Here is a 12,198-nt window from a genome sequence, read left to right on the forward strand (position 1 = left end):
CAAGGACAGCCTGTATGCCAAGCCGCATTTATAAACATCTCGAAACCCTTTGGGATTACCACCAACTTGGCCATGCTCCTCAGCCTTCAGATTGCATCTTCATTCTTGGCAGCAATGACGTCCGTGTAGCAGAATACGCCGCTGCACTTTATCGTCAAGGCTTCGCGCCGTACGTGATGGTATCTGGCGGATTTGGCCGATTCACCAAAGATGAATTCGACAAAACCGAAGCGGAAACCTTTGCTGACGTGCTCATGGATGAAGGCGTACCAGAATCCGCAATTATTCTAGAAACCAAGGCCAGCAACACTGGCGAAAATGTCACGTTCGCTTATCAAACCATGCACGAAAAAGGGCATGATTTTAAAAAGCTCCTGTTGGTGCAAAAGCCCTTTATGGAGCGACGTGTTTACGCCACTTTCGTTAAACAGTGGCCGGGTGAATACGATGCTGTTCTTGTTACCTCTCCGCCGATTTCGTTGGTGGAATACCCAACCGACGACATCCCCTTTGATATGGTGGTAGAAGCCACACTGGCAGATTTCGAACGCGTACGCGATTACCCCGCACAGGGCTATCAAATCGAACAAACTATTCCCGCGCATGTTACTGCGGCTTATGGCGAGATAAAAAAAATGGGGTTGTGGTAAGAACGGGGTTGACCTGTTTCTATAACAACCTAAAACGGCCCTCAAGGGGCCGTTTGTTATTCTGGTAAGGGCTAAATCAAACCGTTGTTAATTAAACGATGTCGATACCAGATTGCGTGATGTGTTCAGCATCCGTCCAGACGGTAATTTGAGCACTGCTATTGAAGTCATTAGTAAATACGTACGCCTGTAGTTCGGCGGCTTCAACGGAAGTTAACCCCATTTGTTGCAGCATCTCTGGAGAAATATCTGCGTTGGAAATACCTGCCGCATCATAGCTCCAGTTAGCGCCAACAAGGTTGAGAGTGTCATCACCTTCACCCAAATAAGCAACAAATCCATCCCAATCACTACGGTCGATATCGTCTGATTGAGCAAAGATAGCATGTTCATTAACGGTGACGGTTTGATCTCCTGCGTCACCAATAACGGCTTCGACACCAGAAATGACATTGCCCTTGATGCTGGCGTCAGCTTGATACGCTTCACCTGTAAAATCGGCATGGATATCACCATTGACTTTGAGCGTATCAAAGCTGGTCCCTGCTGCGTAAATCTTCGTGTTGATTTCACGGCCAGCTAAATTGATAGATGTACTGCCATCAAAGTCATTCACATCGAAGATTAACGTATCGCTACCTATACCACCTCGATAAATATCGACACCTGCGCCACCATCGAGTGTGTTGTTGTGCCCGTTGCCAGCAAACAGATAGTCGTTACCCTCACCACCCAGTAACGTATTGCTGCCAGCACTACCAAACAACTGGTCATCACCAGCCCCGCCATCTAAGGTGTCATTTCCTGCTTTGCCATGAAGGATATCGTTACCGTCTCCTCCATTGATCGTGTCATTGCCAAAACCGCCACGAATGTCGTCGTCACCGGCATCACCGTTTAGGTGGTCGTCACCAAGTCCTCCGAAGATAAGGTCATTTCCATCGCCACCTGAAATCGTGTCTTCACCAAGGCCACCAAAGACAGTGTCATCGCCCGCTCCAGCTGAAATTGTGTCATCATCAGGCTGGTCTGGCAGGAATTGGTTGACGTAAACTTCAAACGTTGTATCAACGAAATCGCCTTGACCGAGGTTCCAGCGATCTTCCCAGATGCTGGTATCACCAATGATCTGTTCGTGATCCTGACCATCGCCGTTTTCGTTTGCTTGCGAGACGTAAACGATTGATGCAATCGCACCTTGACTAACAATTGGAATTTGGCCAGAGATATCCAATGTCACGTCGCCATCAACAAAGCCTTGTGAGGCACCGTCGGGAATAAGGAATAAGCTCAGAGACGTCGCGCCTTGCGTATCAACGTTATAGTCATTGACGCTTGTCGCGGTTTGCGCACTAGAAGAAAGGACTTCGGCTTTAAGAATGTTTCCACTGCTATCGAGGAGAAAATAGCCGATTGAGTTGTTGAACTCAGTGTCGTTAGTAAAGTTCGATAGGCTAATATTGAATGTATTGCCGTTGCTCACATCATAGGTGCCATCAGTGTTTCTTGAGCTAGGTGATGCGCCGTTGGCGAGCTCCCCCCCAATAATGACATCATTTCCATCACCACCATTGAGAACATCATCACCCGCTAGACCATAGATGATGTCGTCGGTAGAAGTGCCATTTAGTGTATCGTTTTGGTCGGTACCAATAATAGAAGCCATTTTTCATTGCCCTGTTTATAGATAGAGCCGAAGCTCCACAACTGACATTCATTAGAATTCCCAACACTTTTTATGTTCGTCACCGCGATGAGATCGCAATACGATTTTTCGCCTAGCAGTCGACGTATTATGCAGTGCTGAGTGAGAAGGTACTGATATGACCGACGACATTCTGGTCTAGTACCTATGCAGAATGTAAATGTACAAAATTCTGTGACAAGGGGTAGGCTCAGAATTAAGTGGAATATGGAAAATAGTCTGACTTAAGTGTGACCATATTTCTTTTAAAGTATGTAGTACGGTCTAATTATAGTGGTAATAAAGACGGGGAAAGACAATATGATAATCTTTCTCACCAAGCGGTAAATCGCCAGAAATCCCTAGGCTTAAGACTTAAAAACCTTAGGGATTTATGAATATGGATTTTAAAATTAATCTCACAATGGCATTATGTGGAAAATGAATATTCCATGTGCATTTGTATGAGTATTTGTGCATAGGCTTGTGGTTGGCGCTATTAGGATCTCGACCTACGCTTAACGCCATCAATGCGAAAACATGTGTTTGGTTATGTAAAAAACAATAAATAAAAAAAACATCAAACAGATATAAAAAATCGGTCACCGCATCCATGCTCAATGGCTGTTCATGGTTGTCAATGTTTGGGTAGCAAGCTAGGTTGGACAGTCGCTTTTAGAGAAGCAGCGTTTAATTCAAGGCGATAAACTGTCAGAGGCAAAAGCTGAGCGATATCTTCTATTCTTCAGCCATTAAGCTTAAGAAAAATCGCCTGTTGGTCTAAAGGGTCGAAGACAGGTGAGGTAAGTTATATTTTCAAACCTGACTGATGAGCGTGTCCCTCCCCAAAACGGCGTCATGCGCCAACCTGAGATTGCGAAATCGCTTAATCAGGATCGTCTATACATATCCCGTTTTATCTCAGTTTAACCTTTCAAGTAGAGGCTTTTAGCCTTGAATCGACAGGAAATACGGAAGTTTGAAGTTCAATTGTAGAGTGTATGGAAAAGAAAAAATAAATAGCGCCTGATGATGTCAGGCGCTACTTGTATTGGACATATTTACAGTTAATTGCTGTCGTGGTCGTGAATGGTAATTACGTGAGTTTGGTAGTCACTCTTATCAGCTTTAGACCAAGCACCAATGGTGAAGGTTTCATTTCCTTCGGTGATTCGATCCAGTTCTGCCGACAAGAAAATTCCAAACGCTGTTGAACCCTTTGGCAAAACGATTCGTGTGCCTGAAGAAGTAAGTGAGTATGGAAACACTTCTCTCGATGGGAAAACACTGGTATTTCTGAATGACGAAATATCAGTACTGGAATCGGTTGGAACTCCCACTTTTGCAGAGCCGCTGATCATCTGTACATAGATTGGCATGTTGTCTGTCGTCGTGGCTTGAGAAAACTGAACGTTCGCATTGAAGCCTGTCGCACCATTTTGTTGACCGGAAGGTGCACCAGGTTCCCAAAGATCGGTACGTCCAATAATTTCTGTCACAAAGAAGCCATTGTTATTCTCGCCTGAACCCAACACAGTAATTGTGATAGTTTTCGGTAAACTCACTGCACCATCGTTATCTGTCGCTGTGTAGCTAAACGAGACATTACGGCTTTGACCTGACGTCAAATCAGAGAAGCTGCTACCAGGAACAAAGGAATAACTCCCATTTGCGTTGAAAGACAGGCTACCTGCGCTGACATTTTGCACTAGTTGATAGCTAGCTATCGAACCATCAGAGTCTGTTGCTGCGGGTACGCTGTTATTCAAAGTGGCATTATTGCTGGTTGAAGTAGAACCATCGTAAGCGATTGGTTTTACGTTTGGCTCTATCACGTTCGTGCCATGTACGGAGATAGTTATGGTTTTTACTTCACTTGCTGCACCATCATTATCCGTTGCAAGGTATCTGAAGGTCACATTGCGGCTTTGACCCGATGTCAAGTCAGAGAAGCTGCTGCCAGGAACAAAGGTGTAACTGCCATTTGCATTGAAAGATAGGCTGCCTGCGCTGACATTCTGCACTAGATTATAGCTTACTACTGTGCCATCAGAGTCTGTGGCGGCAGGTACATTGCTATTGAGGGTGGTGTCGTTATTGGTTGACGCTGAGCCATTATAAGCAACAGGGTTTGCATTTGGCGTTGCAGTATCTGTGCCAAAGACTGTGATCAAAACGGTCTTGAGTAAGCTCACTCCACCGTCATTATCTGTCGCAGTATAGTTGAAGAAGGTTACACGGCGCTGACCAGAAGTAAGGTCAGCAAAGCTGCTTCCTGGAACAAAAGTGTAACTGCCGTTTGCGTTAAACGAAAGGCTACCTAAGCCCACATTCTGTACGACCTGATAGCTGACAACGGTACCATCAGAATCTGTTGCTTGAGGTACAGCATTGCTGAGCGTTGCATTGTTAAACGTTGAAACTGAGTCATTCTGTGCAACAGGTATAACGTTAGCGCCATTTCCACTGTCGATGTCAACAATGGTTACGGTACTTACACGAATGTTTTTCGCTTCTTTTATTCTCGCTAAAAGGTTAAAGCTTTCCTCTGTTTCACTGATGCTATCGACGTTAGCAGATACTTCAAATTCCGCAAAAGTGACGCCTTTCGGTAATGCTATATCTACTCCCTGCTCCAAAAGAGTCGCATCGACGCTTGTTCCGTTTGAAAAGCGGACAACAATGTTTTGATCAAAATCATCAGCAGAGGCTGAGTATAAATTAGTCTCGCCAGCCAACAACAAAACATTATTCGCGTTTGGCGTGGCTTCACTGAAATTGATTCGTATTACAGTTGCCTTTCCTTCATCTACAGTGCTTACGGCCGGAGTAATGCTGTCAACTTCTACTTTTACATCTTCATTATCGCTCGGAAAGATGGTTCTCTCGTAGCAGGTGTGTTCTTCAGAAGTCACCGTTGCCATTGCGCTAATACGGGTTGGGAATAGGCCCACCTGTACTTTTTCACCGGTTTCTGGTTTGAAACGCCAAAGGTGGTTACTGTTGACATTGCCTGTTACGTTTTGGTTTTTTGCGGCCATGATTAACTGGCCATTTTGATCAGTTGTTACAGATGTGACGAAATCAACAAAGTGGAAGGCTTTTAAGGTGAGTGCTGCAGTGTCTAAGTCTACGACGAAAGTGCGGCCATTGGTCACATACAGCAGTTCATTGTTGTAAAATTCGAAGTCACCCCAGTTTGTAAAGCCACCTGCGCGAGCATTTAAAGGCAAGAGAGCAATCTGATTCACTTCACCAGTTTCGGGGTTAACTTTGAAGAGGCGAACACTATCGGACGCGTAAAGCTCTCCGGTTTCTGGGTGAAACGCCATGCGGTAGATACCAAATTTTGTCTTGGCGACTTCAACATGCTCTTGAGTGCCTACATCAAAATAGGCGAGTGTAGAAGGTGAAGAGCTTTTTGCGTGGAAATCTAGGCTTCTTAATTCATCTTCGGTAAAGAGCGTCTCAGCGTTAGCCATGTGGTAGGAAGTTGGAGCGGGTACATTAGCATAGTATATTCGGTCGGTATTTTTGTTGTATGCCATGGCTGAAGAGCTAAACAGTGCCTTGGAGTGAATTTCGGCACGGGTAGCAGCATCTTGTGTATAAGTTGAGCCTGGAGTGTAAGCGCTTTCTTTTATGTCAATAAGAGCACCAACATGTCCTCTTCCTGCGTTCATACTGTATACATTACCAAGACAGGCGGCATAACTTGTTGTCGATGCTACAGCACCAGTTAACATAATGAGTGATGCTAAGACGTTCTTTTTCATCGTTATTGGAATCCATCAATTGAATGATTGGTTAATTGGCTTGTTTATTGCCGATTTACGAACCTGACTTCAAACCCGATCGGAAAATCGTGATTGTTTATCGTCGTCCTTGAAGTTGCAGCACGATATCATCTTGTTGAGTTACCCTCTCTAAAATGCGACAAAAATCACTAATAAATAGTCATGAAAACTGTACTTTCGTTAAGGCTTTATTAGTATTTGCTAACTTTTCTAATGCTTTTTCCCATATTGAGTATTAGGAATGAATGTTTCTATTTTTAACGTATTGTATTTTATTAATGAGATGCTGAGTGTGTTTATTGATACAGTGCAATGTGTTTTATATTTGGTTACTGGAAATATTACTTTTTAATGCGCATATATCTGAGAAAGGAAAGTGCTGAAGAATATATGAGACTGTTTTGGGCAGTTATTTCAGAAAATCATGGTTTTATCTGTGTCATGAGCGTGTTATTTTCGGCTGGAAGACCTGAAGTGGTGGGGTATTTTCGAATTATCCATGGCAACAGAAAAATGTTTGGTTATGCCAATAAAATAAATAAAAAAGCCGCGATTCATCATCGCGGCTTGGTGTTTTTTCTAAAGTGCTTAAACAAGGTTCTCTAGGGAAGTATTACAACCCTTGTTGATACTGATCGTTGGTATTGATTGGCACCATAGTAAACAATTCTTCTCGAACACTGACATCGCCATTCACCAGTTTCTCGAAGTGTTTAACAAGCTCAACTTTGTCGGCTTGTTCTTTCGAACCACCGCCGATGTTTGTTAAATCAATAAAGAACTCATCAAACAGATATGAAAGATCAGCCACTGCATCCATGTTTAAGAACTGTTCATGGTTGTAAATGCTTGGGTAGCCGCCTTTTTGCTTATCAACCGCAAACGAAATGCCCTTCACATTGGTGATGGTTGTCGCTTTCTCACATCGCAGCATGCAGCCCGCTTCAATTGCGGGTTTGTTACAGCCCACCGTTTGTTGGAAGAAGCACTGGCGGCTTGTCATCATCAGAATCGGGTGATAGATGCTATACAGTAATTTGAAGTTTTCAGGTCGACGAATTTGTTTGATCTGAACTTTGTTGATCTCATTGGAAATAAACGCGCCCGCACAGTTCAGCGACTCTTTCATCGTGATTAAGGCGTGGGAATTCGTCGTGTTCAGGAACGGGCCAGCAATCCATTCAATGCCCATTTCAAAGGCTTTATAGGCAATACCCGTGTTATTGGTCACAATGCGTGCGGGTTTCACTTCTTCAAGCACTTTGACTGCTTCATCGTAATCTTTGCCAATAAGTACGGCAGGAAACCATGGGATCAAGCGTGGGTTGTCTAAGAAAATATTGATGTACTTACGGTCACGCTTTTTGAAGCTTTCAGGTAACTTGAAGTAAATATCCGCGTCTGTGACATCACAAACATTCAAGTCAGCGATATCAGCAATGAGCATGGATAGCTTAGGCTTCTCTTCTACTTTTGGCTGCTGAGGCAGGGCAGGGACTTCGACGTGCTTGATGACGTCTTTAGAGTCATTCAATAGGAATGCGACGCGATCTTTCACTTCGGTTAGCTCTCGGAACGGAATCGCCAAGTTTTCGCCTAATGCAGAGAAATCATAACCGAGCAGTTCGTAGTTAGGGTTGATCACGCCTTTGAAGCGTTTTTCTAACTCGTCTGACGTAATGGCTTTCTCGCCCGCTTCTCTTAGTCGCGAGGTTGATTGCACTTCAAATGTGTCGCGCGTGTTGTCACTCGGTGTAACAACGACACTGAATGGTTCACCCAGCGACGCGTTGAATGCAATGGTCACCGCTATCTTATCAATGCTTAGGCTTTCTACTTTTTCTCTCAGTGTTGCGCCAATCGCATTCTTATCATTATAAAGGTCGGTTCTTACTTCTTGAATTTGAACCACATCAATCGCATTTCTCTTTTCAACGGCATAGTTAACGCTGTTATCACGAGGGTTGTCGATAAACATGTCTCTGGTCAGATTACCTTTTAAGAACTTATTGGTTAAACCACGGTTGAAGACTTTATGTAGATTCGAATCGTCTTCATATAGCTCGCCCGTTTCAACGAACGTGTTGATATTCTTACGCCAGTTTTCCACCACGGTATAAACGTAGTGAGCACCTTTGATGCGGCCTTCAATTTTCAATGAGTCTACTTTCGCATCAACCAATTCAGGAAGATCAAAATACGCGGAGTTATCTTTTAGGTTCAGTGGGTACTTAGTGCCGACGTTGGTCACTTCGTATTCATCGCGACACGCTTGGCTGCAACGGCCACGATTGCCTGAGTTACCTACGCTCACCGAGCTTGAATAGCACTGGCCGGAGAAAGCGATACAAAGAGATCCGTGAACAAAGACTTCGGTGAGCATGTCATGCTCATGAGCAACAGCCGTCATCTCTTTGATTTCGTCGATGTTCAGTTCGCGAGATAAGTTAACGCGTGAAGCGCCGATTTTTGAAAGAAACTTGAGTTGGCCTTCATTGTGTGTGGTTAACTGAGTAGAGGCGTGAATATCTAACGTGGGGAAGTGTTTCTTTATCAGGTTAAACACGCCAAGATCTTGCACGATGATGCCATCAAGTGAGGTGTTCACTAATTGATTGAGCAACTTTACGAGTGATTTGATTTCATGCTCTAGAATCACCACGTTTAGTGTGAGAAAGACTTCACAACCGTATTCATGAGCCAAGCGCAACACGCCATTTAGCTCGTCAAATGAAAGATTGGATGCGCGGTTACGGGCGTTAAAAATATCTAAGCCACAATAAACGGCATTTGCCCCAGCAACGATGGCCGCTTTGATCGCTTCAACATCACCACCAGGTGCCAATAATTCAAGTTTTCTACTCATTGTGAGACTGCTCGCTTCGGTTTTTTGTAATCGTTTTTTTGAGCGGGCATTCTACTCGCCTCACGCTTTCATTGCCACTCATTAGGCTTTCGTTGATCTGGATCATGAATGAATTGGGGTGAAACCCAGTTTTCCTTCAGTTACTATCCAGTTAATGTCTTCATTTTAAAGCTTTTCATCATGACAACGCCGATTCTTTATTCATTGAGACAGTGCCCTTACGCGATGCGCAGCCGATTAGCGATTTTGCATGCGCGTCAAACCGTGATTTTGCGCGATATTGACATGAACAATAAGCCCGAAGAAATGCTGCTTATCTCGCCAAAAGGCACAGTGCCAGTATTGGACCTTGGTGATGGCAAAGTGATCGATGAGAGTATTGACATCATGGTGTGGGCGTTGACGCAATCAGACCCCTCAAATCTGCTCTATTCTCACGACGATACACAGCGACCCGCGATGCTTGAATGGATAAAAAACAATGACGTGGCGTTTGTCGGCGCATTACAAAAATACCGTGCGGCTTCTCGTTATCATGATGATAACAAAGAAGAGTATCGAGACATGTGTTGCAAGTGGTTGATGCCTATTGAACAGCGGTTGTCTCAACATGCCTATATCATGGGGGAGCAGCCCAGCTTGGTGGATTACGCCATCTTGCCATTTATTCGTCAATTTTCTCGCGTAGATAAAAAATGGTACGCCCAAGCGCCTTTGCCGAATCTACGGGCGTGGCTCATCAAGCATTACGATGATCCCACGTTTTCGAAAGCGATGGTGAGCCATCCCAAGTGGAAAACAGGTGATGAACCTATTGTATTTGGGAACGAGTAGCGCTGACAAAACAGCAGATTTTGACAAAGAGATGGATTAAAACCGTTCAAGACAAGTCTCTCTGGCTACTTGTTTTTTACGCCTATCATTGCTGATGGGAGGGCGGTTGATAGTGCATTGAAGTATCTTGTTTCAAGAAGATATTACTCGCCACCAAACTTCCTAAGCATACAAACACCAGCGCGAGACTTGTCATTGCATCAGGCTGTTCGTTGAAGATTGGTATGGCGAGTAGGGTAGCAACTACAGGTGTCGCACTACCAAACGCCGCACTTCGTTCCGCACCGAGTTGTTTAACGGCATATAAGTAAGTACAAGAGGCGAGAATTCCCGCCCCCACGCCCTGCAATAACGTATGACTTAGCACTTCTTGCCAAGGCCATGCTGAAGCAGGGGTGCTGCTCAGAGTGCTTGGTAGCCACCCCACACCAATGGCAACGCCTAAAGTCAGGCACGAAATAATTGCCAATATGCCTGAACATGCAAGGGCTTCAAGGTTGGCGACACGCGCACAAATCGTGAACGTTGCCCACATCAGACTGCCAAGCAGAAACAAGAGATGTCCTTTGGATTGCGCCCAATCATAACTGCCCTCGACGCCGCTAGATCCCATGTTTGTGCCAAGAAAAAGTGCTGTACCTATGGTAATGGCGGCGAGCCCAATAATGCGATGTGAGCTCAATGGCTGGTGAAAAAACACCACAGCAATGGCAGTAACAAACAGCGGCAATGTGCCAGGGACGAGTGCGCTGCCATGAGAAACAGGGACGGTTTGCATCGCGGTACTGGCCACCAATAAATAGGGTAAACCACTGCCGATAAACATCCCGAACATGTATTTACTTGGGATTGCCGCAATCCGGTGACGGGCTCGATAAACGAAAGGTGAAAGCAACAGTGCAGGAACAAGAAAGCGCATCAACGCGAGATCAGCGGGGAGGAGATCTGAATTCGCACCGCCTTTGAGTGAAAGAAAAAAGCCCGCCCACAGCAACAGCGTTGCAAGCATGGCCAGATAGCCCGTCACTTTGTTTTTTGATGATGTCTTGGATGTATCTGATGCCTTTTGCGTTTGCGATGCAAGCTGATTTGTTGCCATGTGTTCATCCCTTTCTGCACATGATCTTAAAACGCTATTATCGTGCACCACGATTGGCGATAGGTGGCAATGTTGAGCTTCATATCGGTATATATTGATGGTTTCCGCTATCATTCTTATATGTTTTGATGAATAGCGGTGTGTGATGAATGGATCGTATTGATAAGCAGCTTTTGGAATTGATGCAAAAAGACGCGAGGCTGACAACTGCAGAACTTGCGGATTTAGTCGGGCTTTCCCCGTCGCCCTGTGCAAGGCGAATCAAACGGCTTGAAAAGGACAAAATCGTCGCCGGTTATCACGCTTCACTTTCTCGCGATAAAATTGGCATTGCCATGACCATGTTTGTCGAGGTGAGTTTGAACAATCACCAAGTCACGTCTGTGGATGATTTTGAGCAAGCGATTGGCGATATGGCGGAGGTAGTGAGTTGCCACGTGGTGTCAGGCGCTTATGATTACTTGCTGGAAGTGGTGGCGAAAGATCTGGCTGGTTATGAGCAATTCACTCGCAAGCTACAATGCCTGCAAAACGTGAAAGACATTCACACACAATTGGCGATACGTAAGGTGAAAGATCGCGGCATTCTGCCTATCTACGTTTAGTCACTGTTATGCATTGCCATTGCGCAACGGTATGGCGAGCCAGAGAAATTAGATACAAAAAATCGGAAGCATTGGCTTCCGATTTCGGTATTTAGCAATGTTTAGCGCCAATCAATTACAGCGCAGTAAGGATCGCTTCTGCTGAACTCACTTCAAACGTTTTAGGTGCTTCCACATTCAGTTGTGTCACAACACCATTTTCGATGATCATTGCATAACGTTGTGAACGAATACCGCCGAAGGTTGCGGTGTCCATTTCCAACCCCAGTGCTTTTGTGAAGCTGGCGTCGCCATCAGCTAGCATCATGATTTCGTCAGCATTCTGTGTTTCGCCCCAGGCTTGCATCACAAATGCGTCGTTCACAGACACGCAGATAATCTCGTCCACGCCTTTTGCCTTAATTTGGTCTGCAAGCACGATAAAACCGGGCAAGTGAGATTCTGAGCAGGTAGGTGTGAACGCGCCAGGAACAGCGAATAAAACCACTTTCTTATCTGCAAATAAAGCGTTCGTGTCGTGATTGACCATCCCATCTTTGGTGAGTTCGCTCAAAGTGGCAGACGGAAGGGTTTGGCCTTGCTGAATCATGTTAGCTGTCCTTATTGTTGTGATTGCAACCAGACTAGCCCGATTTGTCTTTGAATACCACGGAGAGAAACTAG

8 protein-coding genes are annotated in these 12,198 nt (G+C 44.9%); 3 read left to right on the plus strand and 5 right to left on the minus strand.

The window, feature by feature from the left end; all coding sequences use genetic code 11:
- Nucleotides 1-14: 14 nt before the first annotated feature.
- On the plus strand, nt 15-650 hold the full coding sequence (locus AB8599_RS20465) for a YdcF family protein (protein ID WP_407333574.1): 636 nt from the start codon (nt 15-17) through the stop codon (nt 648-650).
- A 91-nt stretch (nt 651-741) separates the two neighbouring features.
- Here the strand turns inward: AB8599_RS20465 and AB8599_RS20470 are convergent, their stop codons facing one another.
- The 3 genes from AB8599_RS20470 to AB8599_RS20480 form a co-directional block, all read right to left on the minus strand.
- Nucleotides 742-2,316 carry a calcium-binding protein gene (locus AB8599_RS20470; protein WP_407333575.1) on the minus strand — a complete coding sequence of 525 codons (1,575 nt, stop codon included), beginning with the start codon at nt 2,314-2,316 and terminating at the stop codon, nt 742-744.
- A 1,085-nt stretch (nt 2,317-3,401) separates the two neighbouring features.
- Entirely contained in the window at nt 3,402-6,110 is a 2,709-nt protein-coding gene (locus AB8599_RS20475; protein WP_407333576.1) for an Ig-like domain-containing protein, read from the minus strand.
- Nucleotides 6,111-6,744: 634 nt separating this feature from the next.
- Entirely contained in the window at nt 6,745-8,997 is a 2,253-nt protein-coding gene (locus tag AB8599_RS20480; protein ID WP_407333577.1) for a peptidase U32 family protein, read from the minus strand.
- A 180-nt stretch (nt 8,998-9,177) separates the two neighbouring features.
- Between AB8599_RS20480 and AB8599_RS20485 the strand changes: the two genes are divergently transcribed.
- Nucleotides 9,178-9,831 carry a glutathione S-transferase gene (locus tag AB8599_RS20485; RefSeq protein ID WP_407333578.1) on the plus strand — a complete coding sequence of 218 codons (654 nt, stop codon included), beginning with the start codon at nt 9,178-9,180 and terminating at the stop codon, nt 9,829-9,831.
- A gap of 85 nt (nt 9,832-9,916) precedes the next feature.
- Here the strand turns inward: AB8599_RS20485 and AB8599_RS20490 are convergent, their stop codons facing one another.
- On the minus strand, nt 9,917-10,930 hold the full coding sequence (locus tag AB8599_RS20490; protein WP_407333579.1) for a DMT family transporter: 1,014 nt from the start codon (nt 10,928-10,930) through the stop codon (nt 9,917-9,919).
- A 149-nt stretch (nt 10,931-11,079) separates the two neighbouring features.
- On the opposite strand from AB8599_RS20490, the gene AB8599_RS20495 reads away from it, so the two are divergent.
- Nucleotides 11,080-11,535: an Lrp/AsnC family transcriptional regulator gene (locus tag AB8599_RS20495; protein WP_407333580.1), complete on the plus strand. Its 456-nt coding sequence runs from the start codon at nt 11,080-11,082 to the stop codon at nt 11,533-11,535.
- A 115-nt stretch (nt 11,536-11,650) separates the two neighbouring features.
- Here AB8599_RS20495 and AB8599_RS20500 read toward each other — a convergent pair whose 3' ends face one another.
- The gene (locus AB8599_RS20500; protein WP_407333581.1) at nt 11,651-12,124 is read right to left on the minus strand and encodes a peroxiredoxin; all 474 of its coding nucleotides are present in this window, start codon (nt 12,122-12,124) and stop codon (nt 11,651-11,653) included.
- Nucleotides 12,125-12,198: the final 74 nt, after the last annotated feature.

The organism is Enterovibrio litoreus (genome assembly GCF_045679545.1).
GTDB lineage: Bacteria > Pseudomonadota > Gammaproteobacteria > Enterobacterales > Vibrionaceae > Enterovibrio.